This window comes from Streptomyces sp. NPDC055506, from assembly GCF_053643595.1.
The window spans coordinates 26463-52721 of the sequence record NZ_JBSHKH010000051.1; the positions used below are offsets into that span (position 1 = coordinate 26463).

At 71.1% G+C, this 26259-nt stretch carries 24 protein-coding genes; 9 read left to right on the plus strand and 15 right to left on the minus strand.

The window, feature by feature from the left end; translation table 11 throughout:
* Positions 1-24 precede the first annotated feature (24 nt).
* Positions 25-840, plus strand: a complete 816-nt coding sequence (locus ACWIF2_RS20635; RefSeq protein ID WP_454361975.1) for a TIGR02452 family protein — start codon at positions 25-27, stop codon at positions 838-840.
* On the opposite strand, the gene ACWIF2_RS20640 is transcribed toward ACWIF2_RS20635, so the two are convergent.
* The 4 genes from ACWIF2_RS20640 to ACWIF2_RS20655 form a co-directional block, all read right to left on the minus strand.
* On the minus strand, positions 825-1271 hold the full coding sequence (locus tag ACWIF2_RS20640) for a type II toxin-antitoxin system PemK/MazF family toxin (RefSeq protein ID WP_454361977.1): 447 nt from the start codon (positions 1269-1271) through the stop codon (positions 825-827). The two genes, ACWIF2_RS20635 and ACWIF2_RS20640, sit on opposite strands and share 16 nt — an antisense overlap.
* A 42-nt stretch (positions 1272-1313) precedes the next feature.
* Complete coding sequence (locus ACWIF2_RS20645; protein WP_454361978.1) at positions 1314-2783, minus strand: flotillin family protein; 1470 nt, start codon at positions 2781-2783, stop codon at positions 1314-1316.
* 134 nt (positions 2784-2917) lie between these two features.
* Positions 2918-3136 (minus strand): hypothetical protein, encoded by a 219-nt coding sequence (locus tag ACWIF2_RS20650; RefSeq protein ID WP_454361979.1) that lies wholly within the window; start codon positions 3134-3136, stop codon positions 2918-2920.
* A gap of 20 nt (positions 3137-3156) precedes the next feature.
* The gene (locus ACWIF2_RS20655; protein ID WP_454361981.1) at positions 3157-4581 is read right to left on the minus strand and encodes an amidase; all 1425 of its coding nucleotides are present in this window, start codon (positions 4579-4581) and stop codon (positions 3157-3159) included.
* A gap of 216 nt (positions 4582-4797) precedes the next feature.
* On the opposite strand from ACWIF2_RS20655, the gene ACWIF2_RS20660 reads away from it, so the two are divergent.
* Positions 4798-6186, plus strand: a complete 1389-nt coding sequence (locus ACWIF2_RS20660; RefSeq protein WP_454361983.1) for a glycoside hydrolase family 43 protein — start codon at positions 4798-4800, stop codon at positions 6184-6186.
* A 52-nt stretch (positions 6187-6238) separates the two neighbouring features.
* On the opposite strand, the gene ACWIF2_RS20665 is transcribed toward ACWIF2_RS20660, so the two are convergent.
* The 6 genes from ACWIF2_RS20665 to ACWIF2_RS20690 all read right to left on the minus strand — a co-directional run bounded on the left by ACWIF2_RS20665 (position 6239) and on the right by ACWIF2_RS20690 (position 14848).
* Positions 6239-7099: a 3-hydroxybutyryl-CoA dehydrogenase gene (locus ACWIF2_RS20665; RefSeq protein WP_454361984.1), complete on the minus strand. Its 861-nt coding sequence runs from the start codon at positions 7097-7099 to the stop codon at positions 6239-6241.
* Between the two features lie 48 nt (positions 7100-7147).
* Positions 7148-10375, minus strand: a complete 3228-nt coding sequence (gene icmF, locus ACWIF2_RS20670) for a fused isobutyryl-CoA mutase/GTPase IcmF (protein ID WP_454361986.1) — start codon at positions 10373-10375, stop codon at positions 7148-7150.
* 83 nt (positions 10376-10458) lie between these two features.
* Positions 10459-11436, minus strand: a complete 978-nt coding sequence (locus ACWIF2_RS20675; protein WP_454361988.1) for a PDR/VanB family oxidoreductase — start codon at positions 11434-11436, stop codon at positions 10459-10461.
* Positions 11437-11454: 18 nt separating this feature from the next.
* On the minus strand, positions 11455-12645 hold the full coding sequence (locus ACWIF2_RS20680; protein ID WP_454361990.1) for an acetyl-CoA C-acyltransferase: 1191 nt from the start codon (positions 12643-12645) through the stop codon (positions 11455-11457).
* Between the two features lie 30 nt (positions 12646-12675).
* Positions 12676-13281: a histidine phosphatase family protein gene (locus ACWIF2_RS20685; RefSeq protein WP_454361992.1), complete on the minus strand. Its 606-nt coding sequence runs from the start codon at positions 13279-13281 to the stop codon at positions 12676-12678.
* A gap of 28 nt (positions 13282-13309) precedes the next feature.
* Positions 13310-14848 carry an AMP-binding protein gene (locus tag ACWIF2_RS20690; protein WP_454361994.1) on the minus strand — a complete coding sequence of 513 codons (1539 nt, stop codon included), beginning with the start codon at positions 14846-14848 and terminating at the stop codon, positions 13310-13312.
* 193 nt (positions 14849-15041) lie between these two features.
* Here ACWIF2_RS20690 and ACWIF2_RS20695 point away from each other — a divergent pair, with 193 nt between their 5' ends.
* The 3 genes from ACWIF2_RS20695 to ACWIF2_RS20705 are packed head-to-tail and all read left to right on the plus strand — an operon-like array spanning position 15042 to position 17886.
* A complete protein-coding gene (locus tag ACWIF2_RS20695; RefSeq protein WP_454361996.1) occupies positions 15042-16283 on the plus strand; it encodes an acyl-CoA dehydrogenase family protein in 1242 nt (413 codons plus the stop codon).
* Between the two features lie 40 nt (positions 16284-16323).
* On the plus strand, positions 16324-17088 hold the full coding sequence (locus ACWIF2_RS20700; protein WP_454361998.1) for an SDR family NAD(P)-dependent oxidoreductase: 765 nt from the start codon (positions 16324-16326) through the stop codon (positions 17086-17088).
* 3 nt (positions 17089-17091) lie between these two features.
* The gene (locus tag ACWIF2_RS20705) at positions 17092-17886 is read left to right on the plus strand and encodes a ThuA domain-containing protein (protein ID WP_454362000.1); all 795 of its coding nucleotides are present in this window, start codon (positions 17092-17094) and stop codon (positions 17884-17886) included.
* A 37-nt stretch (positions 17887-17923) separates the two neighbouring features.
* Here the strand turns inward: ACWIF2_RS20705 and ACWIF2_RS20710 are convergent, their stop codons facing one another.
* Genes ACWIF2_RS20710 through ACWIF2_RS20725 form a run of 4 tightly spaced genes read right to left on the minus strand, consistent with a single transcriptional unit; the run spans position 17924 to position 22647 of the window.
* Positions 17924-18967, minus strand: a complete 1044-nt coding sequence (locus ACWIF2_RS20710; protein ID WP_454362018.1) for an NAD(P)-dependent alcohol dehydrogenase — start codon at positions 18965-18967, stop codon at positions 17924-17926.
* Between the two features lie 2 nt (positions 18968-18969).
* Complete coding sequence (locus tag ACWIF2_RS20715; protein ID WP_454362002.1) at positions 18970-19995, minus strand: ABC transporter permease; 1026 nt, start codon at positions 19993-19995, stop codon at positions 18970-18972.
* Between the two features lies 1 nt (position 19996).
* Complete coding sequence (locus ACWIF2_RS20720; RefSeq protein WP_454362004.1) at positions 19997-21520, minus strand: sugar ABC transporter ATP-binding protein; 1524 nt, start codon at positions 21518-21520, stop codon at positions 19997-19999.
* Entirely contained in the window at positions 21505-22647 is a 1143-nt protein-coding gene (locus tag ACWIF2_RS20725) for a sugar ABC transporter substrate-binding protein (RefSeq protein WP_454362006.1), read from the minus strand. The genes ACWIF2_RS20720 and ACWIF2_RS20725 overlap by 16 nt, the downstream gene beginning before the upstream one ends.
* A gap of 301 nt (positions 22648-22948) precedes the next feature.
* Between ACWIF2_RS20725 and ACWIF2_RS20730 the strand changes: the two genes are divergently transcribed.
* The 4 genes from ACWIF2_RS20730 to ACWIF2_RS20745 are packed head-to-tail and all read left to right on the plus strand — an operon-like array spanning position 22949 to position 25937.
* Positions 22949-24358 (plus strand): aromatic ring-hydroxylating oxygenase subunit alpha, encoded by a 1410-nt coding sequence (locus ACWIF2_RS20730; RefSeq protein ID WP_454362008.1) that lies wholly within the window; start codon positions 22949-22951, stop codon positions 24356-24358.
* Positions 24343-24669: a 2Fe-2S iron-sulfur cluster-binding protein gene (locus tag ACWIF2_RS20735; RefSeq protein WP_386496532.1), complete on the plus strand. Its 327-nt coding sequence runs from the start codon at positions 24343-24345 to the stop codon at positions 24667-24669. The genes ACWIF2_RS20730 and ACWIF2_RS20735 overlap by 16 nt, the downstream gene beginning before the upstream one ends.
* Positions 24670-24676: 7 nt before the next feature.
* Positions 24677-24892, plus strand: coding sequence for a transposase (locus tag ACWIF2_RS20740; RefSeq protein WP_454362010.1), 216 nt, complete (start codon positions 24677-24679; stop codon positions 24890-24892).
* 4 nt (positions 24893-24896) lie between these two features.
* Positions 24897-25937, plus strand: a complete 1041-nt coding sequence (locus ACWIF2_RS20745) for an NADP-dependent oxidoreductase (protein WP_454362012.1) — start codon at positions 24897-24899, stop codon at positions 25935-25937.
* Here the strand turns inward: ACWIF2_RS20745 and ACWIF2_RS20750 are convergent.
* Positions 25920-26234 (minus strand): putative quinol monooxygenase, encoded by a 315-nt coding sequence (locus ACWIF2_RS20750; protein WP_454362014.1) that lies wholly within the window; start codon positions 26232-26234, stop codon positions 25920-25922. The genes ACWIF2_RS20745 and ACWIF2_RS20750 overlap by 18 nt on opposite strands.
* Positions 26235-26259: the final 25 nt, after the last annotated feature.

The following is a 26259-nucleotide window of genomic DNA, read 5'->3' on the forward strand; positions in this document are numbered from 1 at the left end:
CACGGCGCGCACGGGGGTGGCGCCGTGAGCGCGCGCCTGCGCGGTATCGCGCGGCAGACGGAGCAGATCGTGGCGACGGGGGCCTACCGGGCGCCGAACGGCCACGAGGTGTCCATCGCCGAGGAACTGCGGGCGGCGCGCGAGGGCACGCGTCTGTACGGTCCGGAACCGGTACCGGTGCCCTCCGTTCGGGTGACGCGGACATCGATCGAGGTCACGGGTGAGAGCAGCCTGGAGGCCGCCCGCCGCCTCGGCGGGGACGTGGCCGTGCTGAGCTTCGCCTCGGCCCGCAATCCCGGCGGCGGCTACCTCAACGGCGCCCAGGCCCAGGAGGAGGCCCTGTGCCGGGCCTCCGCGCTGTACACCTGTCTGCTCCAGGCCCGCGCGTACTACGACCACCACCGGGCCCACCGCGACCCCTTCTACACGGACCGTGTCATCCACTCACCCGCCGTGCCCGTCTTCCGTGACGACCGTGGCGCGCTGCTGGACGAGCCGTACACCGCCGGCTTCCTGACCTCGCCCGCGCCCAACGCGGGCGTGGTACTGCGCACGGCACCCGAACGGGCCCCCGAGCTGCCGCGGGCCCTGGCCGTACGGGCCGAACGGGTCCTGGAGACGGCCGCCGCCCACGGCTACCGCAGGCTCGTACTGGGCGCCTGGGGCTGCGGGGTGTTCCGCAACGACCCGGCCCAGGTGGCGGGGGCGTTCCGGGCGCTGCTGGAGCCCGGCGGACGCTTCGCGGAGACCTTCGAGCACGTGGCGTTCGGGATCCTGGACCGGACGCCGGACCGCGCGGTGCTGGGCGCCTTCGAGAAGACCTTTCAGGTCCAGCCGTAGCGTTCCTGCAGCCGGCGTCTGACCAGGTTGAACCGCATACGGTCCAGCGCGCAGGCCTCCCGGCGCATGCCGTTCTCGTGCAGGCGCAGGACCCGGTCCACGTCGACCCATGACTCCCGGCCGGAGCGGTCCCACGGCCCGCTGCCGATCGGCACCCACTCCCGGTCGCCGTCGTGTCTCTTGCTGGACAACTGCACGGCCAGGAAGGTCCCCGAGGGCTCGCGGGCGACCACGAGCACCGGGCGGTCCTTGCCGCGCCCGTCGTTCTCCTCGAAGGGCACCCAGGTCCAGACGATCTCGCCGGGGTCGGGATCGCCGTCGTAGGCGGGGGAGTACTCGGTCCGCACCCGGCCCACCTTGCCCGGGTCGGCCTGGACAGTGGCGGAGGGGCCCTGGCGGCCCGGGACGTTCTCATCGGTAAACGCGGTCACGGGGGCACCCTAAGGGCCGCCCCCGTGACACCGCCCGACGGGTCACTTGTCGTCCATCGGCACCTTCTGGGCCAGGCCGTTGAGCTGCGAGGTCTCCGTCGGCGCCGACCCGTTCTGGTTCATCGACGCGAGCAACTGGCGCGCCAGGCCCAGCCCTGTGCCTCCCATGGTGAGCGCCTTGGCGAACATGTCCGCCATGCCGTCGGCGCCGTTGAGGACCACCATGTTGTCGACGTTGCCGAAGGCGGACGCTCCGGCCTTGACGATCTCCGGCCAGTTCTCGGCGAGTTGCTGGGCGACGACGGCCTCCTGGTTCTCGGCGAGGGCGGCGGCTCGGGCCTTGATGGCGTCGGCCTCCGCGAGTCCCCTGGCTTTGGCGGCCTCCGCCTCGGCCAGCCCCCTGGCCTGCGCGGCCGCCGCCTCGGCCTCCCCGGTCGCCCGGGTGGCCTGCGCGGCCGCCTCACCCCGCGCCTTGGTCGCCTCGGCCTCGGCACCCGCGGCCGTCTTGACCCGGGTCGCCTCGGCGGCGGCCGCCAGCTCCGTCTCCTTCGCCTGGGCCTCGGCCCCCGAGATCCGCGCGTCGCGCTCCGCCTCGGCCAGGGTGCGCGTCTCGTAGGCCGCCGCGTCGGCGGGCTTGCGGACATCGGCCTGGAGCTGCTGTTCGCGCCGGTGCGCCTCCAGCTCCGCCACCCGCGTCTCCTGGACGACGACCTCCTGCCTGGCCCCGGCCTCGGCGAGCGGACCGGCCTGCCGGGCCTTGGCGGCGGCCTTGTCACGTTCGGCCTGGTATCCGGCCTGGAGGATCTCGCTGTCCCGGGTGGCTTCCGCCATCCGGGCGAACGACTGCTGCTCGGCCTCCGTGGCCAGCCGGTTCGCCTCCGCCTGCGCGATCCTGGCATCCCGCTGCACGGCCGCCGCGTGCGGCATGGCCAGGTTCCGGATGTACCCGGTCGGGTCCTCGATCTCGTGGATCTGCAGCGAGTCCACGATCAGACCCAGCTTCTCCATCTCGGTGCCGCACGCGGCCCGCGTCTGACCGGTGAGCTTCTCCCGGTCCCGGATCATGTCCTCGACCGTCAGCCCGCCCACGATGGACCGCAGATGACCCGCGAAGACGTTGTGCACCCGCTCCGACATCAGCTTCTGCTGGTCGAGGAAGCGGCGGGCCGCGTTCGCGATCGACACGAAGTCGTCGCCCACCTTGAAGATGACCACGCCCCGCACCTTGAGCGGAATGCCCTGGTGGGTCACGCAGTCCACTTGAAGTTCGGTCTCGTTCAGGTCGAGCGAGAGCTTGCGCACCGCCTGCACACCGGGCATCACGAGCGTGCCGCGACCGGTGACGATGCGGAATCCCATGCCCTCCTCGATGCCCTCCGTGCGGTGCTTGGAACCCGAGATGATCAGTGCCTCGTTGGGTTCGGCGACCCGCCACATGAGCTTGAACAGACCGATCAGAACGGCAACGGCGGCAACCGCCGCCCCTGCCACGACGCCGACGACCATCGGCATTCGCCCCCTTTGGATGGTGCCCTCTCGGCACCGAACGAAGGGGAGTGTGCTCCTGCGCGGAGCCCGGGTACAGACGCCCGCGCATCCTTGTCCAAACCTTGACGCGTACGGCTCTCACCTGCGTCGCAGCGGGCTCAACTGTCGTACGCCGCCGTGACGTAGACGGTCCGCGGGGGCAGGTACTCGACCACCGTCACGACCGTGCCCGGCTCGATGCGGTCCGCCGCGGAGGCGGGGTGGGCGAGGAAGTGCTCGGCACCGCCGCGCACCCGGACGATCACCTCGCCGACCAGCCCGGGCCCGATCGTTCCGGTGACCCGCCCCATGAGCCCGACCATCGACGCGTCCGCCATGCCCGACAGCGTACGGTCGCTCAGGCGACAGCGGAACGGGCCGCGACCGGCGGCGACGGCCACTTCTCGTACCAGCGCAGCTCCGCCTCCAGTTGGGCCGCCACCTGCACCAGCAGCGGCTCGCTGTCGGCCGGCCCCAGCAACTGCGCCCCGACGGGAAGCCCGTCCGCCGTGAACCCGGCGGGCACATTGACCCCCGGCCAGCCCAGCACGTTCCACGGCCAGGCGTACGGACAGGCGGCGATCATCGCGCGGTCGGTGGCGAAACCGCTGAGTTCGAGCAGGGCGCCGATGCGGGGCGGGGGAGCCGCGGTCGTGGGCGCGAGGACGACGTCGTACGAGGTGAAGAACCCTCCGATACGGCGGTGCAGGACGGCCTCCGCCCGCCGGGCCGCCCGCAGCGGGGCCCCGCCGAGCAGCCGGCCCAGCCGGGCCGCGTCCCGGGTGCGCCGGTCCAGCAGCGCCGGGAAGGGCGCCTCGCCCACCCGCTCGGCGATCCCGGCCGTCGCGCGCGGCACGAAGGTCAGCCCGATCTGCCCGTACGGCGGGTCCGCCTCCTCGACCGTGTGCCCCAACGCGGCGAGCCGCTCGGCCAGTTCGACGATCCGGGTCCGGACCTCGGGGCGCAGCCGGGCGGGCACCGCCGTGAACGGCGGCTTGAGGGAGAGCGCGATCCGCAGCCGCCCGGGATCGCGGCCGACGGCCGCCGAGGCGTCGACGGCCGGGGGCCGGTGCGGGTCCAGCGCGTGGTTGCCGCTCGCCGCGTCCAGCAGCAGGGCCGCGTCCGCGACCGTGCGGGCCAGGGTGCCGTTGACGGTGATGCCCTGGAAGGACTCGCCGCGTGGCCAGGTGGAGACCCGGCCGCGCTGGGGTTTGATGCCGATCAGATGGGTCCACGCGGCCGGGATCCGCACCGAACCGGCGCCGTCCGAGCCGAGCGCCGCGGGTACGAGCCCGGCGGCGACCGCGGCGGCCGATCCGCCGGACGATCCGCCGGGCGTGTGCTCCGTGCTCCACGGGTTGCGGGTCGCGCCGAAGGCGGGGCCCTCGGTGAAGGGCCACTGCCCGAACTCGCAGGTGTTGGTCTTGCCGACGATCACGGCCCCGGCCGCGCGCAGCCGCCGTACCGCCTCGCCGTCCTCGGCGACCGGCGGGAACTCACCGCAGCAGCCGAAGGCGGTCGGCTCGCCGGCCACGTCCATGTCGTCCTTCACCGCCACGGGGACGCCGAGCAGGGGCTTGCGCACGCCCGTGGCCAGTTCCCGGTCAGCCGCTTCGGCCTCGGCGAGGGCCGCCTCGGCCCGGACGATGCGGAAGGCGTTGAGGCTGCCCTGTGTCGCCTCGATCCGCGCCAGCGTGAGCTCCACCAGGGCGCGGGACGTCACTTCCCCGGCGGCCAGCGCACGGGCGGTCTCCGCCAGGCCTGCGGCTCGGTCGAACGTCATGCGGACACCTCCGGAAGCGGGTGGTCTACCGAACGGTAACGTCCGGTGGCCGGTGAGGGAACGGCGGCGACGGAAGTGGATGTTCACCGACTCCCTTCCGGGTTCTGCGGCTCTCGTACAGAACCATTGACGCACTTCTGCCTCAGCTCTACCTTCTGACCGACTTCCCGAACCTTGTTCGGTATTTCGACCCTCTGAGTCGAGAGTGAGCCGCAGATGACCCCCCGTCCCGCCACGCAGTCCCGCCGTACCCTGCTGCGCACCCTGGCCGCCGTGCCCGCCTCGGCGCTGCTGCTCGGCGAGACCCCCGGACTGCTCGGCAGCGCACTGGCCGCCGCACCCCCGAACGGCTCGGCCACCCGCTACACGATCGTGCCGTTCCTCAACAGCGACGACGGCACGGTCAACGTCTACCAGTCGGACGACGCCACCGACTTCCGGCTGCTGCGCGCCTCCGCGTACACGCCGCCGGCGGGCCGGATCCGCGACGCGAGCGTCCTCAGACACACCGACGGCTTCTACTACGTCACCTACACGACGCACACCTGGCAGGACACCAGCACGACCATCGGCTTCGCCCGCAGCTCCGACCGCGTCAACTGGACGTTCCTGTACGACTACACCGTCCCCGTCGCGAACCTCTCCCGCGCCTGGGCGCCCGAATGGTTCGTCGACAGCGACGGCAGCGTCAACGTCATCGTGTCCTGCTCCACCACGAACGACGAGTGGATCTTCACCCCGTACCGGCTGAGAGCCACGAACTCCGCCCTCACGTCGTGGAGTTCACCGGTCGCGCTCTCCGGCATCGGCGCCAACCACATCGACACGTTCATCGTGAGGATCGGCTCGACCTATCACGCCTTCCCGAAGAACGAGACGACGAAGTACATCGAGTACGCCACCGCCTCCAGCCTCACCGGCCCCTATACGATCCGCCGGACCGGCGACTGGGCGGGCTGGGGCAGCTACCGCGAGGGTCCCGCGCTGGTCCAGCTGGACAACGGCGGCTGGCGCATCTTCTTCGACGGCTACGGCGACGGGAACTACTACTACAGCGACAGCCACGACACCTTCGCCACCTGGTCGGCACCGGCCGCACTGCCCGCGATCTCCGGCACCGCCCGGCACTTCACGGTCGTCAAGGAGACGGTCCCGGGCGGCCCGAGCCTGGCGAGGAACACCACCCGCTCCTTCCGCTCCGCCAACTACTCCACCCGCTACTGGCAGCAGCAGTCCGCGCTTCTCAACCTGCCGGTGGTCAGCGGCTCCAGCACCACCGCCGAGAAGCAGGCCGCCACCTTCACGGTCGTCGCGGGCCTCGCCGACGCGAACGGCTACTCCTTCCGCGACACGGCCGGCAACTACCTGCGCCACTGGGACTTCCGCGCCCGCTTCGACCCGAACGACGGCACGAGCACCTTCGCCAGGGACGCCACGTTCGTCCTCCGGGCCGGCACCGCGTCGGGCTCCGTCCGCTTCGAGTCGTACAACTACCCGGGGCACTACCTGCGCCACTACGCCTACCAGCTCCGCGTGGAACGCTCGAACGGAACGGACCTGTTCCGGCAGGACAGTTCGTTCGTGCCGGTGGCGTCCTGGGCCTGACCCGCATCCCTGGTGGTGCCGATGAGGCCGGCGGTGACCATGCGTTTGATGTTCAGGCGTCGTAGGTGTGGAAGCCGCGTCCGCTCTTGCGGCCGAGGTGGCCCGCGGCGACCATGCGGCGCAGCAGGGCGGGCGGTGCGTACAAGGGCTCCTTGAACTCCTCGTACATCGACTCGGCCACGGCCTGGGCGGTGTCGAGGCCGATGAGGTCGAGCAGACGCAACGGCCCCATGGGGTGGGCGCATCCGAGTTCCATGCCCCGGTCGATGTCCTCCGGCCGTGCGGAGCCCGACTCCACCATCCGTACGGCGCTGAGCAGGTACGGCACGAGGAGGGCGTTGACGACGAAGCCGGAGCGGTCGGGCGCCTGGATGGACCGTTTGCCCAACTGCTCGGTGAGCGCGCGCGACCGCCGCATGGTGTCCGCGCTGGTGACGAGGGCGGGAATGAGCTCGACCAGCTGCTGCACGGGCACGGGGTTGAAGAAGTGCATGCCGATCACCTGCGCGGGCCGCTCGGTGACGACGGCGAGATCGACGACGGGGATCGAGGAGGTGTTGGTGGCCAGGACCGCCGTGGGGTCCTCCACCGCCTTGTCCAGGGTGCGCAGGACATCGGCCTTGATGTCGCGGTTCTCGGCGACAGCCTCGATGACGAACTGGCGGTCGGCCATGTCGCTGAGATCGTGGGTGAAGGAGAGCCCGGCGAGGGCCTGGTCCCTCTGCTGCTCGCTGAGCTTGCCGCGCCGTACGCCCCGGTCGAGGGACGCGGTGAGCCGGCGGCGGCCTGCCTCCAGGGCGTCCGGTGTGGCCTCGGCGACGCGGACGTCGATACCGCTGCGGGCCGCGACTTCGGCGATCCCGGAGCCCATGAGGCCGCAGCCGACAACGCCGAGACGGGTAACGGGATCCATCTGAGGTCCTATCTGGTGAGTCGCTGCGGGCTGCTTTCCGGGGCTGGGTCAGACGTTGCGGCGGTACTGGCCGCCCACCTCGAAGAAGGCCTCGGTGATCTGCTGAAGTGAGCAGACCCGGGTGGCGTCCATGAGGACGGCGAACACGTTGCGGCCGCTCGTCGCCGCGTCCTTGAGAGCGGCCAGGGCATGGTGGGCCTGGTCGCGGTGGCGAGTGTGGAAGTCCCGCACGCGTTCCAGCTGGGACTGCTTCTCCTCCTCGGTGGCCCGGGCGAGTTCCAGCTCCTGGGGCCGGCTGTCGCCGCCGGGGCGGAGGAAGGTGTTGACGCCGATGATGGGCAGGGTGCCGTCGTGTTTGCGCTGCTCGTACAGCATCGACTCGTCCTGGATGCGCCCCCGCTGGTAGCCGGTCTCCATCGCGCCCATGACCCCACCGCGCTCGCTGATTCGCTCGAACTCCTGGAGTACGGCCTCCTCCACCAGGTCGGTGAGTTCGTCGATGACGAAGGATCCCTGGAGGGGGTTCTCGTTCATCGCCAGGCCCCACTCGCGGTTGATGACGAGCTGGATCGCCAGCGCCCGCCGCACCGACTCCTCGGAGGGAGTGGTGACGGCCTCGTCGTAGGCGTTGGTGTGCAGCGAGTTGGCGTTGTCGTAGATGGCGGTGAGGGCCTGCAGGGTGGTGCGGATGTCGTTGAAGTCCATCTCCTGGGCGTGCAGGGAGCGTCCGGAGGTCTGGACGTGGTACTTCAGTTTCTGGCTGCGTTCGCCCGCCCCGTACTTCTCCTTCATCGCGACGGCCCAGACCCGGCGGGCGACTCGGCCGAGGACGGAGTACTCGGGGTCCATGCCGTTGGAGAAGAAGAACGACAGGTTCGGGGCGAAGTCGTCGATGTGCATGCCCCGGGCGAGGTAGGCCTCGACGTAGGTGAAGCCGTTGGCGAGGGTGAAGGCGAGCTGGCTGATGGGGTTCGCTCCGGCTTCGGCGATGTGATAGCCGGAGATGGACACGGAGTAGAAGTTGCGGACCTTGTGGGCGATGAACCATTCCTGGATGTCGGCCATCATCCGCAGGGAGAACTCGGTGGAGAACAGGCAGGTGTTCTGCCCCTGGTCCTCCTTGAGGATGTCGGCCTGCACGGTGCCGCGCACGCTCGCCAGCGCGTGGGCCCGCAGCTCGGCCGCCTCGTCGGGCGACGGCTCACGGCCCTCGGCTGCGCGGAACCCTTCGATCTGCTGGTCGATGACGGTGTTGAGGAAGAACGCCAGAATGGCCGGCGCCGGTCCGTTGATGGTCATGGAGACCGAGGTCGTGGGCGCGATCAGGTCGAAGCCGTCGTAGAGGGCCTTCATGTCCGCCAGCGTGGCCACCGACACCCCGGACGTGCCGACCTTGCCGTAGATGTCGGGGCGTTCGTCCGGGTCCCGGCCGTAGAGCGTGACCGAGTCGAAGGCGGTGGACAGGCGGGTGGCCGGCTGGCCCTCGGAGAGCAGCTTGAAGCGCCGGTTGGTGCGGAACGGATCGCCCTCGCCGGCGAACATCCGCGCCGGGTCCTCACCGTCGCGCTTGAAGGGGAACACCCCGGCGGTGAAGGGGAAGTGGCCGGGCAGATTCTCCCCACGCCAGAACCGCACCAGTTCCCCGTGGTCGGTGAAGCGGGGCAGGGCCACGCGCGGGACCTTGTTGCCGGACAGGGACTCCCGGGTCAGCTTGGTGCGGATCTCCTGGTCCCGGACCTTCACCACCTGCTCGTCGCCGGAGTAGGCGGCGATGACGGCGGGCCAGTTCCCGATCTGCTCCGTGACCTGGTGCGGGAGATGCTTCCGGGCGTCATCGAGGAGCGACTGCACGTTCGCCGCGTCGGAGCCGGCCTCCACGAGCTCGTCCCTGACCGCCGCCAGGTGCTGCACCCGCCTGGCCGCCTCGGCCAGTCGCGCGGTGTCGGCATGGTACGCGCGGACCGTGTCGGTGATCTCGGCGAGGTAACGTACCCGGCCTGCCGGGACCACCTGCCGGATGCCGGAGGAGTGGCGTACCCCGACAGGCGCCAGCGCACCCTCGGACAGCGGCAGCCCCTTCTCGGCCAGGCCCGTCCTCAGGTGCTGGTAGAGCGCGGTGACACCGTCGTCGTTGAACGTCGCCGCCGACGTGCCGTACACCGGCATGTCCTCGGGCCGCTTGCCGAACGCCTCACGATTACGAACCAGTTGGCGGCCCACGTCGCGCAGCGCGTCCTGCGCACCGCGCCGCTCGAACTTGTTGATCGCCACCACGTCGGCGAAGTCGAGCATGTCGATCTTCTCCAGCTGCGAGGCGGCACCGAACTCCGGTGTCATCACATACAGCGAGCTGTCGACGAACGGCACGATCGCCGCGTCGCCCTGACCGATGCCAGGCGTCTCCACGATCACCAGGTCGAACCCGGCGGCCTTGGCCACGTCGATCACGTCGGACAGGTGCTCGGGCAGCTCCCGACTGCCACGGGTGGCCAGGCTGCGGAAGAAGACCCGGTTCCCGTCGAGGGAGTTCATGCGGATCCGGTCACCGAGCAGTGCCCCGCCGCCGCGGCGGCGGGTCGGGTCGACCGCGATCAGGGCGATCCGCAGTTTGTCCTGCTGGTCGACGCGGAAGCGGCGCACCAGTTCGTCGGTGAGCGAGGACTTCCCCGAGCCGCCCGTGCCGGTGATGCCGAGCACCGGCATCACCCGGGCCGCGGCGGCGGCCCGCAGCTGCTCCAGGAGGTCCGGGGGCAGCTTGCCCAGTTCAGCGCCGGTGATGGCACGGGCGATCGCGAACCGGTCGCCCGCCAGCACGGCGGCCGCGTCGACCGGCTTGCCGTCCCAGAGGTCGAAGTCGCAGTCCTTCACCACCGCGTTGACCATCCCGGCCAGGCCCATCCGCTGTCCGTCCTCGGGCGAGAAGATGGTCACCCCGCTGTCGCGCAGCCGGGCGATCTCCTCGGGCACGATGACGCCGCCTCCGCCGCCCACCACCCGGATGTGGTCGGCTCCCCGCGCCCGCAGCGACTCGACCAGGTACTCGAAGTACTCCACGTGTCCGCCCTGGTAGGACGAGACGGCGACACCGTGGGCGTCCTCCTCCAGAGCGGCGTCCACGACCTCCCGCACCGACCGGTTGTGTCCGAGGTGGATCACCTCGGCGCCCTGGGACTGGAATATCCGCCGCATGATGTTGATCGACGCGTCATGCCCGTCGAACAGAGCCGAAGCCGTGACCAGGCGGACAGGATGCACAGGTCGGTGCAGATCGCTCATGGGGGCCTTCCCGGACACGGCGGGGGTACTGCTGACGGAAGAGATACTAGGACGTCCTAGTAAATTGCTGGGAGTGACTGCCGTCACAGATCGAGGACGAGGCGAGGCCCGCACGAGCGGGAGACGCAGATGAGCATGGTGTCGCCGGCGGCCCGCTCGTCCTCGGTCAGCAGCGAGTCACGGTGGTCGGGCTCGCCGTCGAGTACGTCGGTCTCGCAGGTGCCGCACGTGCCCTCCCGGCAGGAGAAGTCGACCGCGACACCGGCCTGCTCCACGGTTTCGAGGACCGAGCGGTCCGGCGCCACAGTGAGGATGAGCCCGGATCGGGCGAGCTCCAGCTCGAAGGCCCCGGCCGGGCCGGTCGTGGCCGTCCGTGCCGGGGTGAACCGTTCGAGGCCCAGCGTGCCGGGCGGCCAGGCCGCGCACAGCTCCTGCACCGCCAGCAACAGGGGTTCGGGACCGCAGGCGTGCACCAGCGTGCCCTCCTCGGGCGCGCCGAGGTGGGCGGCGATGTCCAGCAGGCCGTACTCGTCCTGTGGACGGACGAGTACCCGGTCCCCGTGCGGGGCGAGGCGGTCCAGGAACGCCATGGAGGTTCGGGTGCGGCCGCCGTACAGCAGACGCCAGTCGGACCCCGTGGCGGCTGCGGCCTCGACCATGGGAAGGATGGGTGTGATGCCGACGCCGCCGGCGATGAAGAGATGGCGTGCGGCGGGCCGCAGCGGGAAGTTGTTCCGCGGTCCGCGCACCCGCACGGCGGTGCCTTCGCGCAGGTGGTCGTGGACGTACGCGGAGCCGCCGCGGCCCCCCGGATCGCGCAGCACGGCGATCTGCCAGGCCCCGCGATCGGCCGGGTCGCCGCACAGGGAGTACTGACGGATGAGGTCGCCGTCTTCGCCGTCACCACTGCCCAGGACTACGTCGATGTGGGCGCCCGGCGTCCAGGCGGGGAGCACTCCGCCGTCGGGGCGGCGCAGGGTGAGGGAGACGACGCCGTCGGCGGCGAGGGTGCGGGTCGCCACGGCAAGGGTCGTGGCGACCGAGGTCAGTTGGACGTTCATGATGGTTCGGCTCCGGGTTCAGTCCTGGTTCGGCACATGCAGCAACAGCGCGTCGCCCTGGCCGCCGCCCCCGCACAGGGCCGCCGCTCCGCTGCCGCCTCCGCGCCGCCGCAGTTCCGCCGCGAGTGTGAGCACCAGCCGGGCTCCGGTCATCCCGACCGGGTGCCCCAGCGCGATCGCTCCGCCGTTGACGTTCACCTTGTCGAGAGGGATGTCGAGCTCCCGTATCGAAGCCAGGGCCACCCCGGCGAACGCCTCGTTGATCTCGAACAGGTCCAGGTCGGAGGCCTTCAGCCGGCCGTCACGGGACAGGGCGTCGCGGACCGCGCCGGCCGGCTGGACGAGCAGCGAGGGGTCGGGGCCCGCGACCGTGCCGTAGGCGCCGATCTCGGCGAGCGCTGTCAGGCCCTCGAACCGGGCGCGCTCCGCGCTCATCACGATGACGGCCGCGGCGCCGTCGGAGAGCTGTGAGGAGTTGCCCGCGGTGATGGTGCCGGCGCCGGAGAAGGCCGGCTTCAGGCGCCCCAGGCCCTCGGTGGTGCTTCCCTGCCGTACACCCTCGTCGGTGTCCACCACCGCCTCGCCCAGGCGTCCCGCCACGGTCACGGGGGCGATCTCCTCGGAGAACGCCCCCGACTCCTGGGCACGGGCGGCTCGTTGATGGGACAGCGCGCTGTACTCGTCCTGTTCCTCGCGGGTCAGGGCGAACGGCCGCTGGTAGCGCTCGGTGGCCGCGCCCATGGAGACGCCGTCGAAGGCACAGACGAGGGCGTCGCGGTCCAAGGCGTCCTCCACCGTGGCCGACCCGTACTTCCAGCCGGTGCGAGCCCCGCGCAGCAGGTGCGGGGCGCCCGACATGGACTCCATGCCGCCGGCGACGACCACCTCGTGGCGGCCGGAGGTGATCATGAGGTCGGCCAGGGCGATGGCGTGCAGGCCGGAAAGACAGAGCTTGTTGACGGTGCTCGCGGGGACGGAGAACGGAATGCCGGCGCTGATCGCGGCCTGCCGTGCCGAGTTGGGGCCGGCCCCGGCCTGCACGACATGACCCATGACGACGGCTTCCACAGCCGCCGGGTCCAGACCAACGGCGGTCAGTGCAGCGCCGATGGCGTGGGCGCCGAGGTCGACGGCGGGCACGGTGCTCAGGGCACCCCCAAGCCTGCCGATGGGCGTCCTTGCCCCGGCGACGATGACGGATCCGGGCATGGCCGGGACCTCCTGGGGAGTGGGACGGGGTCAGGCGACCGCGTCGACGGCACGTTCGGCGACCATGTGGGCCGTCTCGTTCACCGAGTGCGGAACGATCCGGCCGCCGGGCATGCGCCGCACCCGGCTGACGGACGTGTAGTCGGGGTGGAACCAGAACATCGTGGGCAGGCCGAGCACCGTCGCCAGATAGGTGTTGGTGATGCCGCCGTGGCACACGACCGCGACCCGCCCGCCGGGATGGGCGTCGAGGATGGTGTCCATGGCCCGTCCGGCACGGGCGCGAAAGGCGTCCCGGTCCAGATCCGGCACGAAGTCCTCGTAGCGTCCCTCGGCGAGTGCCGCGGCCCGGGGATCGTCCGTACCGATCTGCTCCGGTGGCGTGTAGGGCTGGGACGCGTCGGTGTCCCATTCGCGCAGGTCGTCGAGGACGGTGGCGGTCATGCCGGTGAGTCGTTCCAGAGGTGCCACGGTCTCGCGCGCGCGCCGGAACGGGCTTACGTACAGGGCGTCGACGTCCTCGTGCACGAGCCAGGCGGCGAGGCGCTCGGCCTGGGCGATGCCCTCCGGTGACAGGCCCGGGTCGAACACGCCCGCCAGAGGGAGGCCGTGCCGGATGAGGAGGAGTTCGGTCATGGGTGGTCCTTACTGGGGGGAGCCCGGCTCAGCCGGCGATGGTCCGTTCGGAGCGCCAGTACGGGCGGCGCATCGCGCGCTTGTCGAGCTTGCCCATGGCGTTGCGCGGGAGTTCGGGGACGTACTCGTACGACTTGGGGCACTTGTGGGCGGCGAGGCGCTCGCGGCAGAACCGGTCGAGCTCATCGGACGGCGGCTCGTCCGCCGCCGCCACGACCAGCGCCCGCAGTGATTCGCCGAAGTCCGGGTCGGGCACCCCGATGACCGCGACCTCGGCGACCGCCGGGTGCAGACGCAGGACCGCCTCGCTCTCGGCCGGGTACAGGTTCACGCCGCCCGAGACCACCACGTCCGCGGCCCGGTCGGTGATGAAGATGTAGCCGTCCGCGTCGACGTAGCCGATGTCGCCGAGCGTGAAGACGCCGGGGGAGAGATAGGCGGACCTGGTCTTGTCCGGGTCCGCGTGGTAGCGGACGCCCTGGCCCTCCGGTGCGCGGAAGGCCAGCAGTCCCTGCTCGCCGGGCGGCAGTCGCCGGCCGTCGTCATCGGTGACCAGGACCTCGAACGGGGCCCGGACCCGCCCGACCGAGCCCGGGTGTGCCAGCCACTCGGCACTGCTGATGCGGGCCACGGTCCCCGCCTCGCTGGCGCCGTACGACTCGGTCAGCACCGGGCCGAACCACTCGATCATGGCGCGCTTCACGTCCGGCGGACACGCGGAACCGGTGTGGGAGACCTGCCGCAGGCTGGAGACGTCGTACCGGGCGCGGATCTCTTCCGGGAGGGCGAGCAGCCGCTGGAAGTGGGTGGGCACCATCACCGTCGAGGAGACGCGCCATCGCTGCACCCGGCTGAGGAACGTCTCCGCGTCGTACCTGCCGAGCACCACCACGGGCTGACCGGCCGCCAGGTGCCGCAGCGAGGTCAGTGGCGCGTTGTGCTGGAGCGGGCCGCACACCAGGTGCGGTCCCGGCGGGAATCCGGGCCGGGCGGACATCGCGGCGAGGTAGGCGGCGCTGTCGGCGACCGGGCCGCTCACCCAGCGCACCTCGGTGCCCCGCGCCCGGCCGGTGGTCCCCGAGGTGTAGACGAGCGGAGGCCGGGCGGGGCGGTCCGTCGGGACGGTGCGCCCGGCGGACGCGGCCGTCAGCCACAGGTCCCAGTCGAAGGCGTGCCCTATCGCCGGGGTTCCGTGTGTCACCAGCGGCAGGCCCAGTTCCCGGGCCGCGTCCAGGGCGGCCCCTGCCCCGGCGGGACCGGCGACGATCACGGTCGCGCCCGCGTCGATGACCTGGTCGACGACTTCGCCCGATGTGAGGTTCCGGGAGGTGGCCACGGTCCCGACCCCGGCCCGCAGGCCGGCCAGATGGGCCACCAGCGTCGGGATGGCGTTGTCACCGAGGACGGCGACCCGGTCGTCGGGACCGGGCGCGAGCTCCAGCAGCCGTTCCGCCGCCCGCGCCACCTGGTCGGCGAGACCGGACCAGGACAGCACGCCCAGGTCGTCCGCCAGTGCGGGCTCGTCGGGTGTCTCCTGGGCGCGACGGTCGAGTGGCAGCAGCGACATGGCTCCTCCGGCGGCTCCTGGGGCCTCTCCCGATGCGAGGGGAGAGGAGATGCTGGGACTGTAGCGTTTATCAAGAAAGTACGGAACACTCTGATCCCGAGCAGAGTGATTCCCGCATGTTCAGGGGTCGGGCAGGTGCCCGTCGCATCCCTGTTACTGAATCTCCCGTCTGGTAAGTGCACGAGGAGGAGACATGTCCCAGCCCGACCCGGACGCATGGCGCACGCAGGTACGGCAGTGGCTGGCCGGCGTGCTCGAACCGGCGCGGGCGCCGGAGACCACCGGAGAGGCCGACGATCTCGCCGTGTTCCACAACCTCCCCGAGGACGAGGAACGCCTGCTGCTGGAGCGCTGCCGCGCCTACCAGCGGGCCCGCTTCGACGCCGGCTACCAGGCGCTGACCCTCCCCGCGGACAAGGGCGGCGCGGGCCTGACCGCCGCCCACGCGGCCGTCTTCGCCGAGGAGGAGTCCGCCTTCGAGGTGCCGCCCTCCACCGAGCTGATCAGCGTCACCGTGCGCCTGGTCGCCATGGCTGTCTCCCTGTTCGGGACGGCTGAGCAACTCCACGACCACGCCCGCGCGTTCCTGCGTACCGACCTGCTGGCCTGCCAGCTCTTCAGCGAGCCCGGTGCCGGGTCCGACCTCGCCGCCCTGCGCACCCGCGCCCGGCAGGCCGACGGGGGCGAGTGGGTGATCGACGGTCAGAAGGTGTGGACCTCGGGTGCCCAGTTCGCCGACTACGGTCTGCTGCTCGCCCGCACCGACCCGGACGTCGTCAAACAGGCCGGCATCACCGCCTTCCTGGTCCCGATGGACGCCCCGGGCTTGGAAGTGCGCCCCATCCGGCAGATGAGCGGCGGCGCCTCCTTCAACGAGGTGTTCCTCAGCGGCGTACGCGTCCCGGACCGGCTCCGGATCGGGCGGCCGGGCCAGGGCTGGGAGGTCGCCACCACCACCCTCGCCTTCGAACGCACCGCCTCCGGCAGCGGCAACCGCCGCAAGGGCGGCACCTTCCCGGACGTCCTCGCGCTCGCCCGCTCCCTCGGCCGCACCTCGGACCCGCTGGTCCGCCAGCGTCTGGCCGACCTGTACGTACGTGCAGCCCTGCGCGCGGCCACCGTGGACCGCGTCGCCAGGACGAGCGCCGTCGGCGGCCGGCCCGGTCCCGAGGCGTCCTTGACCAAGCTCATGGCCTCCGACCTGCTCACCCGCACGGGACAGGTCGCCGCCGAGCTCATGGGGGCGCGCATCAGCGCCGACACCGGGGAACCGGGCACCTTCGCCTGGACACAGCACCTGCTCGGCGCCCCCGGCTACCGGCTGGCCGGAGGCACCGACCAGATCCAGCGCAACCTGATCGGCGAACGGGTGCTGAAGCTGCCGCCGGAGCCCCGAACGGACCGGGCGCCGTTCTCGCAACTGCCCGGCAACTGAGCACCGTGACGGTTTCGGCAATCACAAAGGAGTGACATCCATGGAATTGGGACTGACGGGCGCGAAGGCGCTGGTGACCGGCGCGAGCCGGGGCATCGGCCGGGCGATCGCCGCGACACTCGCGGCCGAGGGCTGCGCACTGGCCCTGTGCGCCCGGGGCGAGGAAGGACTCGCCAAGGCCGCCGCCGAACTGCGCGGCGAGGGGGCCACGGTGTTCGCGGAGCCGGTCGACGTCACCGACCCGAGGGCACTCGCGGGCTTCGTGGAGCGGGCGGCCGGGGAACTCGGCGGCTTGGACCTGCTGGTGTCCAACGTGTCGGCGGGCAATGTGAAGGGCCCCGAGTCGTGGGAAGCCAGCCTGCGCGGCGACCTGATCCCGTTCGCGGGGCTCGTCGAGGCGGCCCTGCCGCACCTGGAGGCCTCCGACCGGGCAGCCGTCGTGGCCATCGGCACCACCAACGCCTCCGACACCGCGCGCCCGGCCGGAGCGAACTCCTACTCCGCGCTCAAGGCGGCCGTCGTCCAGCACGCCTCGGCCCTCGCGCACTCCCTCGCGCCGAAGGGCATCCGCGTCAACACCGTCTCGCCCGGACCGATCGACTTCCCCGGCGGCGCCTGGGAGACCATCCGCACCAGCCGCCCGGAGGTGTACGAGGAGGTCCTCGCCAAGCTGCCGATCGGCCGCTACGGCACCGCCGAGGACGTGGCCGCGGCGGTGGCCTTCCTGCTCGGGCGGACCGGCTCCTTCTGCGTCGGGGTCAACCTCGTGGTGGACGGCGGGCTGCTCACCCGCGTCCAGTACTGAGCCGTGGGGGGCCCGGCCGGCCGCCTGGACGCCGTACTGGTCTGCGGCGGCCGGTGGCACGACTTCGACCACGCACGGCTGCGGCTGCTGGAACTGCTCGGTGAGCATCCGCGGGCGCGCACCACGGTGTACCAGGACTACGACTGCGTGGCCGCACTCGACAAGGCCGACCTGCTGGTCACCTACACCTGTGACGTGCGGCCCGGCCCGGCGCAACAGGCCGCGCTGGCACGGTTCGTCGAGCGGGGCGGGCGCTGGCTCGCCCTGCACGGCACCAACGCGGTGATCGAGCCGTCGAGTGACGGGCCGCGCGTGTACACGACCCCACGGCTCCTCGGGGAACTGGCTCGGGTGCTCGGCAGTCAGTTCCTGGCTCATCCGCCGATCGAGCCGTACGAGGTGCTGGTGACCCGGCCCGACCATCCGCTGGTCGCCGGGATCGGACCGTTCACGGTCACCGACGAGCTGTACGTGTGCGAGCTGCATGGCGAGCTGGAGGTGCTGCTGCACGCCGAGTACACCGGGCCGTGCCGCGGTTTCGCCGAGGGTCACACAGCGGCCCTCGACGACGCGCCCCGACCGGTGCTGTACCTCAAGCGGCACGGCCTCGGCGAGGTCTGCTACTTCACCCTCGGCCACTGCCGGGGCCGTTACGACATGCAGGACCTCGGCGTGGACGACACCCGGCGCGTGGATGCGGGGCCCTGGGCGACACCGGAGTTCCTGACGGTGCTCCGGCGCTGTGTGGAGCGAGTGGCCGGCGTGCGCAGCCCGGCGCGGGAGCGAGCCGGCACCTGAGCGGGGCTCGGGCGCCGGCCCTCCCAGGGGGCGCGGCTCAGGCGTGCGGCAGCACCACCGCACGGCCGCTGATCTCCCCGGCGTGCAGGCGCTCGTACGCCTCGGGCGCCTGTTCCAGCGTGAAGATCTCGACGTGACAGGACACGTGACCCTGCCGGGCCAGTTCGAGGACCTCCATGAGCTCCGTCCGGCTGCCCCAGTAGGGGAAGGAGGCCGACACCTCGAACGGCAGTCCGCCCCCGAAGCCGACGGCCAGCGTGCCCCCGCCGAGGCCGACTACGGTGACATCGCCCGCCACCGCCACCGAAGCGGCGGCCACCGCCAGGGTCGTCCCGGCTCCGACGAAGTCCAGGACGGCCTCCGCGCCCGTACCGCCGGTGAGTTCCCGGATCCGTGCCGCCGCCTCGCCGTCGGAGAGCAGCGTCTCGTGCGCGCCCACCTCGGCTGCCAGTCCCAGCTTCTCCTTGCTCACGTCCAGGGCGACGACCCGGGCCGGGGACAGCGCGCGCAGCAGCTGCACGGCGAGGTGGCCGAGACCGCCGACGCCGATCACCACCGCCGTGCTGCCGGGCAGCAGCTTCGGCAGCGATCTGCGGACAGCGTGATACGGGGTCAGCCCCGCGTCCGTGAGGGGTGCCGCCTGAAGGGGGTCGAGTCCGTTCAGCGGCACCAGATGCCGGGGCGAGTCCACCAGCATGTACTCCGCCAGGGCACCGGGTGAGCCCAGCCCCGGCGGCAGGATGCCCAGCCCGGCGGCGTGCGGACAGCAGTTCTCCTTGCCCTCGGCGCACGAGTGACAGCCCCCGCAGCCCCACGGGCCGTACACCGCCACCGCCTCGCCCTCCGACACGCCGGTGACACCGGCCCCCAGAGCCGCGACTGTGCCGACGCCCTCGTGACCGAGTGTCATCGGCAACGCGTAGGGGAACTGCTCCTCGGGCCAGCCCATCACGGCCAGATCGGAGTGGCAGAGCCCCGCGGCCGTCACCTTCAACAGCGCCTGGCCGGGACCGGGTTCGGGTTTCGGGACATCCACGACCTCGGGGGCGTGCCCCACCCGCCGGTACTGAAGTGCCTTCATCATCAGATTTCCTTGCTGGTGGACGGGTCCGGCAGTGATTTCGCCCGGCGGCGCAGCACGGCGGGCAGGGCGATCCGGTCACCCGTGAGGACCAGCGCCACGATGAGGACCGAGCCGGTGAAAAGGCTCGCGGCCCACTGCGCGCTGGTGGCGAGCCCGAGTCCGGTGATGCCGGTGCCGAGCAGGAGGACGGCGAGGACGGTCCCCCAGGCGTTGAAGCGGCCCGCGCGCAGCTGGGTCGCCCCGACGAAGGCGGCGGCGTAGGCCGACAGCAGATACGGGGCGCCCGCGGTCGGCGATCCGGAGCCGACCGATGCTGTGAAGACGACACCGGCGAAACCGGACAGCAGCGCGGAGGCGACCAGGGTCAGAAAGCGCAGCCGGTCGGTGCGCACCCCTTGCAGCCGAGCCGCGTCGGCGTTGAATCCGGTCGCGTACAACCGGCGTCCGGTGGCGGTGTGTTCCAGCAGAAACCAGATGGCGAGGGCGGCGAGCAGCAGATACAGCACAGGCAGGGTGATGCCGCCGGCGTCCAGCTGGGCGATGCTCGCGAACGGCTCGGCGAGCAGCCGCACACCGGTGATCGAGCTGTCATTGGTGACCATGGTGACCAGAGACTGGATCAGCGCGCCGGTGGCCAGGGTGGCGATGAACGAGTCGACGCGCAGGACCACCACCACGATGCCGTTGACGACCCCGACCAGCAGCGCGGCGGTCATCGCCAGGACGATGGCCGTGCCGGGCCCGAGCCCGGCGGAGACCATGAGGTGGGCGGTCAGCGCGCTGGTCAGCGACATGGTGAAGGCGATGGAGAGGTCGAAGACGCGGGCGGCCAGCGGTGGTACGACGCTGAGTGCGACCAGGCCTGCCACGGCGTTGCCGTTCAGTACCTGCTTGACCGTCGTCGTCGTGGGGAACGTGTCCGGTGCCCAGACGGTGAAGAGCACGGCGATGACCAGCCACACGTACACGGCGCCGATGTTCCGGAACGACAGCGCGGCCGCCGCCCGGGTCGGGGTGGACGTCATGTCACTCGGTTCCTTCCATGGCGTGCACGAGCGCGGGCTCGGTGATGTCCCGGCCGCTGATCTCCCGCGCGATCCGGCCGTCCCGCACCACCAGGACGCGGGTGCACAGTGCGAGCAGGTCCTGGGTGTCGGAGGAGGACACGATGACGCCCATGCCCTCCTCGGCCTGACGCTCTATCAGGTCGTACAGCTGAAGGCGGGTGGCGATGTCCACGCCCGCCGTGGGTTCGCACAGCACCAGCACCGGCGGGCGCTGGGCGAGGCACCGGGCCATGACGACCTTCTGCTGGTTGCCGCCGCTCAACGTGGTGATCCCGGCTCCGCGCCCCGCCGTACGCACCCCGACCCGCCGGATCCAGTCCTCCGCCAGGGCGGACTCGCGGCGGCGGCGCAACCGCCCGGAGCGGGAACGCAGCCGGTCCAGGAGTGGCAGGGTGAGGTTCTCGCCGACCGAGAAGTCGCCGATCACTCCCTCGCCCGGCCTGTCCGCCGGGACCAGGGGGAGGCCGAGGTCGCGGGCGTCACGCGCCTGAGTCCACCGTTCGGAGCGTTCCGGCAGCCGCAGCCTGCCGCTCACCCGCCCGGCATGGGCCCCGCACACCGCGTACGGCACGATCTCGTGGCCGGAGCCGACGAGACCGGTGATGCCCAGACGCTCTCCTTTGGCCAGGTCGAAGCCGACTCCCCGCAGGGGCCAGGCCGCCAGCTCACGGACCTCCAGCAAGGGGTCGGCGAGGGCGGAAGGGGGTGCCGGGCGGTGGCCGGTCTCCATCTCCTCGCCCGCCATCAACTCGGCCAGCGTGCGCGGAGTGAGCTCGGCGACCGGGCGGGTGGCGATCCGGCGTCCGCCGCGGATCACGGTGACCCGGTCGGCGAGCGCGAAGATCTCGTCCATCCGGTGTGAGACGTACAGCACGCCGGCGCCGGCGTCGCGGACCTCCCGCACGATGTCGAACAGGCGGGCCACCTCGCCCGGCGGGAGTACGGCGGTGGGCTCGTCGAGCACCAGAACACCGCGGCGGCCCTCCCAGCCCTGCAGTGCGGCGGCGATGGCCACCACCGTGCGCTGGACCGGGGTCGCCGTCGCCAGGGGCCGGCGTACGTCGATGCCGAGGCCGAACCGTTCGACCAGGGCGCTCGTGCGCCTCTCCATCTCCGGCCAGCGGATGTTGCCGAAGGCCGTGCGGGCGAAGCCATGGCTGAGCGCGAGGTTGTCGATGGCGCTCAGCTCGCCCACCAGCCCCAGCTCCTGGTGGACGAAGCGGAGCCGGTCGTGACGGGAGGCCGTGATCTGACCGAGGTCGAAGGGCTCGCCGTCGAGTTCGGCCACGGCGCCGGGCTCCGCGTGGTGGTAGCCGGCGAGAATCTTGATCAGGGTGGACTTGCCGGAGCCGTTCGGCCCGATCAGGGCGTGGATCTCGCCGGGCGAGACCTCCAGATCGACATCCTCGAGTGCCTGGGTGCCGCCGAATCTCTTCGACAGGGCGGCCACCCGTAGCACCGGCCCGGTCAATTCAGCCCCCACAGCGCCTTGAACTGCTTCCGGTAGTCCTCCACGATCGGGAAGTCGCCGTCTGCCGAGGGCAGGTTGTCCTTGGTGACGAGCATGTTGGGCAGCGCCGCCTTCTGGTCCACGGCCATGGACTGGCCGGTGAAGTGCCGGGCCAGCGCGTCGGCTTGCAGCCAGGCCGTCTCGTGGGAGTTCAGCGCCATCGCGCCGTCGGTGAGACCGCTCTGGATGTACTGGTAGTTCTGCGCGTCACCGACGTTGACCACGATGTGTTTGCCGGTGATCCCGGCGGTCTTCAGCGCGGCCGGCACGCCCACGTTGAGCAGGCCCAGGGAGAAGACGACATGGGTCACCTCCGGGTGCGACCGGAGGTACGACACCACGCGGTCCGGCATGTCCTTGCCCACCGCGGTGATCGGCACGTCGACGTTGTCCAGCGAGCAACCGGTGCACCATTCCTGGTACTTGGCCGCGAAGGAGTCCTTGACGGGCTTGAGGATCGTGTAGGCCGGCAGATCGAAGTAGACGGTGTTCGCCTTGGCGCCGCTGTTCGACACCACCCATGAGGCGAGCATCTGGCCCTGGACGCCGACGTCCTTCGGTCCGTTCTTCAGCAGGGAAATGCCGTCGCCCGTCACGTCGTCGGCGTTCGACTGGATGACGGGGATACCGGCCGCCTTCAGCTGCGCCAGCTGCTTCGCGTAGACGGCGCGGGGGAAACCGGAGGCGACGACGGCGTCCGGCTTGTCGCGCACGGCCTGCTCGTAGGCGGCCTGGACGGACTCAGGGGTGCCCTGGGTGGCGATCTGCTTCACCTGCCAGCCCAGTTCCTTCGCGGCCTCGGTGAAGAAGTCGGCGAGGTCCTTGCAGGACTGGACGCCGCAGAGGATGAAGTCGATCTGCTTGCCCTTGGGGATCGCCTTGCCCACGGGCTCGGTCACGGAGATCGTGGCCGGGCGCTCGGAGTACTTCGCCAGGGCTGCGCGGGCCGCCGTCAGGCCGGGCGAGCCGGGCGCCCCCGCCTGCGTCGAGTCGGCGGCCGGAGTGGCGCCGGTGCCGCATGCAGCCAGGGCGAGCAGAGCGGTGACGGGAAGGATCGCGGTCAGAGCGCGGCGGGCCGCGCGACGGGGTCTGGAACTCATCGTTGAGCACTCCCGTGGTGTGACGCCTGCGCTGCCACGACTCGCGTCGCTTCCGCGTCCGCGGCGGTCGGCTCCATCAGGCGGATCGATTCGGAGAAACTTATGAGGCACTACAGCCTCAAGTGGGTCGGAGTGTGACATGCCCCAGCGGGCTTGGGGAGAGGGGTGCCGCAAGAATTCCGGGAAATGTGGAGGAAAGTGCGGTGGCCTCGCGTGGTGTGGAGATCGGCCACCGGCGCGAGTGTTGCTCCCGGCCGCAGACGGTAACTACACTCGCTCTAAAGTTTCTGCCGGAGGAGAGATGATGGATGAATCGTCGGAGCCGGCCACGGCCCGGTGCCCCGGGCCCAGCGTCCAGGACTACCTCGACCAGGACAGCCGCCCCGTTCCCCCCGCCCTGAGGTACGAGCGCAACGACTACCTCGGCAGCGAGGACATCGACACCGCGCGCTTCACCTCCCGGGAATGGGCCGAACGCGAGATGCGGCAGGTCTGGCGGCGTGTCTGGCAGTTCGCGTGCCTGGAGAGCGAGATTCCCGAGATCGGCGACCATGAGGTCTACGAGATCGGCGACGACTCCCTCATCGTCGTCCGCACGGCTCCCGACGAGATCCGCGCCTTCGTCAACGTCTGCCTGCACCGCGGACGCAAACTGCGCACCGGCGGCGGCAACGTCAGCGAGTTCCGCTGCTCGTTCCACGGCTTCGCCTGGAACCTCGACGGCACGATGCAGACCCCGCCCTGTGCATGGGACTTCCCGCACGTCACCCCGGAGAAGTTCGCGCTCCCCGAGGCGCAGGTGGCCACCTGGCGGGGCTTCGTCTTCATCAACATGGACCCCTACGCCGAGTCCTTCGACAGCTACCGCGGCACCTTCGACGAGTACTACATCTGGCCGCTGGAGAACCGTTACAAGTCGCTGCACATCGGCAAGGTGCTGCCGTGCAACTGGAAGATCGCGCAGGACGCCTTCATCGAGTCCTTCCATGTGATCGCCACGCACCCGCAGATGCTGCCGTGGCTCGCCGACGCCAACTCGCAGTACGACGTCATCGCGGACCAGCCGAACTGGAACCGGATGATCAACATCCAGGGCGCGCCCAGCCCACACGTCGCGGACTCCGTGACAGAAGAGGACGTCCTGGAGACCTTCTACGACTCGCGTTCGTTCTACGCCGCCGCCCAGGGTCGCGACCTGGTGATGCGGGAGGGTGACGAACTGCCGGCGATCCCGCCCGGCGGCACCGCCCGCCAGGTCCTCGCCGCGAGGATGCGCGAGCAACTGGCGGCCACCTCGCACCAGGACTTCTCGGGGACCCCCGACACGGAGCTGCTGGACGCCATCAACTACTTGCTGTTCCCCAACTTCAACCCCTGGGGCGGCGCCAAGTCGAACATCATCTACCGGTTCCGGCCCAACGGCCTCGACCCCGACTCCTGCACCGCCGAGATCATCTTCATGTCGTCCCCGAAGAAGCCCGGCGAGACACCGCCCCCGGTGAAGATCCGCTGGGTGCCCGAGGACATGCTCTTCGCCGACATCCCCGAACTCGGCGTGCTCGGCCCCGTCTTCGACCAGGACTGCGAGAACCTGCCCTACGTCCAGCAGGGCCTGAAGGCGATGCGCAAGCCGGGCATCACCCTGGCGAACTACCAGGAGAGCCGCATCCGCCACTTCAACCAGACGCTCGACCAGTGGATGAGCAGGTGACCCACCGGGTGGCGGTCGGACCCTCCGGCGTCGAGCTCGACGTCCTCGACGGCGAGGACCTGTTCACCGCCGCCCGGCGGCTCGGCTACCGCTGGCCCACCGTCTGCGGCGGCAAGGGTACCTGCCGTACCTGCTTCGTCCAGGTCGAGGAGGGCGCCGAGAACTGTTCCCCCGTGGACCCGCTGGAACGCGAGGGCATCGAGGCCCTGCGCAGACCGGTGGACGGCCTGACCCGGCTCGCCTGCCGGCTCCGGGTCGAGGGCCCGGTGACCGTGACCAAGCGCGGTGTACGCCGCCGAGTGCAGGAGTGAGGCCCCCATGTCCAAGCAAGTGATCCACCCACTGACCGGCCATGTGTACCGGCTCACCGAGGACGGACTGGTCGAGGTGACCGATCCCAGGACAGGGGTGCGGGGCGTCTTCGACTTCCAGGCCCGTTGGCTGTCGGGCGAACTGCGCCACGCCGACCTCCAGATGGCCGGCTGGGTCGGCCGCCTCGCTCAGCGGCGCACCCCCCGGCAGCCGGAGGGGTGACCCCGTGACGCCTCGCACCACCCGGGTGGTCTGTCTGGTGCGCCGACCCGACGGAGAACCGCTCCCCGGTGACTTCGCCGTCGAGGAACGCCCGCTGCCGCCCCTGGGGGAGGGGCAACTGCTCGTCCGCAACCTCTACATGAGCGTCGACCCGTCCATGCGCGGGCGCCTGGAGAGCACCGAGAAGCACTACACGCACAACTTCACCCCGGGCTCGCCGCTCGACGGCCGCGCTCTGGGCGTCGTGGAGGAGAGCCGCTGCGCCTCGGTGCCGCCCGGCACGTACGTACGCCACCAGCTCGGCTGGCGGGAGCGGACGGTGCTGGACGCGGGAGCCGTGGACGGCGCGGGCCGTATCGACCCGGAACTCGCACCGCTGCCCACCTGGCTGGGTCTGCTCGGCCAGACCGGGTTCACCGCGTACGTCGGCCTGACCCGTGTCGCCCGACTGCGGCAGGGCGACACCGTCCTCGTGTCGGCGGCGGCCGGGGCCGTCGGTACCGCCGCCGGCCAGTTCGCCCGTCTGCTGGGCGCCGACCGTGTCATCGGCACCGCCGGGGGACCGGACAAGTGCGCCCTGCTGGTGGAGGAGTTCGGCTACGACGATGCCGCGGACTACCGTGCCGAACCGGTACGCGACGCGCTGGCGCGCCTGGCCCCCGACGGCATCGACGTGTACTTCGACAACGTCGGTGGTGAACAGCTCGCCGCCGCGCTGCACGCACTGCGCACCGGTGGCCGCGTCGCCCTGTGCGGAATGATGTCGCAGTTCGGCGGCGACCGGCGAACCGTGGACATCAACCAGTTGATACAGGCGGTCCTCAAGCGACTGACGTTGTGCGGGTTCATCGTCCGCGACCACGAGGACCTGCGGCCGGAGTTCGAACAGAGGGTCGCGGGCTGGCTCGCCGAGGGCCGGATCACCGCACGCGAGACGGTGGCGGACGGCTTGGAGAACGCCGCTGGGGCGCTGCTGTCCCTGCTGGGCGGTGGCAACGTCGGCAAGATGCTGGTCCGGTTGGGAGAGTCAGCGCATGGCTCGTGACGAGGCCACGGTGTGGGCCCGCAAGGAGACCCCGACTCGCGTCAGCCCGGCCACGGCCGCCCGGAACTCCTTGATGTGCGGCGTGGCGAAATGCTCGTCGAGGGCTTGCTGCGAGGCCCACCGCTCGTACACACGGATACGCCGTGCGTCGCCCGGGTCCGCGGTCATCGCGTAGTCCAGGCAGCCCGGCTCCTCCTCACGGGTCCGGGCCCCCAGCACGACCAGCTGTTCCAGCACGCTGTCCCGATCGCCGGGCTCGTAGTCCATCCAGCCCGCGACGATGATTTCCTCTGCCATGGCGTGTTCCCTTCGAGGTCATGGC